Consider the following 644-nt stretch of genomic DNA (forward strand, 5'->3'; position numbering starts at 1 on the left):
CTATTGCCGGAGCAAAATTGGTTGAACATCATGAACCAATTATGCTGATTGGTATTCCGCAATCCAGTGTTGATAAATTCATTGATAAATATATTGGCTTAAATTTTATTAAAAATCCTCCGCAGCCTGGCGTGGCTCCTGGTGATATCATCAGTGGTGCGACTGTAACGTTAATGGTGATTAACGACAGTATTCAGCGTTCTGTCAAATCGGTTATTCATCAATATCATTTGGGTACGGATAAAGCGACTCAAGCCGGTGCTGCTGCCGCTTCTGGTGAACAAGCTGCAAATGAGCCTGCGGTTCAAACCCGTCCCCGTCGTGCTGTGAATTCTGATAAACAAGATATTCAGTCTTGGAATGCACTGTTAGAACAAAAAGCTGTTGGTCATCTGCATATTTCTGTTGACGATATCAACAAATTGTTTGAAAAAGGTGGTAAAGCAGGTGTTGCTGAGCATGCAGAGCAGGGTGATGGTAACGATACATTCGTTGATTTATATGTTGCTTTGGTCAGCCAACCTTCTATCGGTAAAAGCCTTTTAGGTGAGGCCGGTTGGAATAATCTGCAAAAACGTTTGCAACCAGGTCAACAGGCGATTATGGTTGCCGGTGAAGGCCGATACTCTTGGAAGGGCTCAGGC

The 644-nt window shown here is 43.6% G+C and carries 1 pseudogene; it reads left to right on the plus strand.

The annotated features are described in order from the left end of the window. Positions 1-644 (plus strand): annotated as a pseudogene (locus ACTHUR_RS15145) (regulatory protein NosR); the annotation flags it as partial.

It is taken from the genome of Neisseria sp. P0021.S007 (assembly GCF_051956855.1).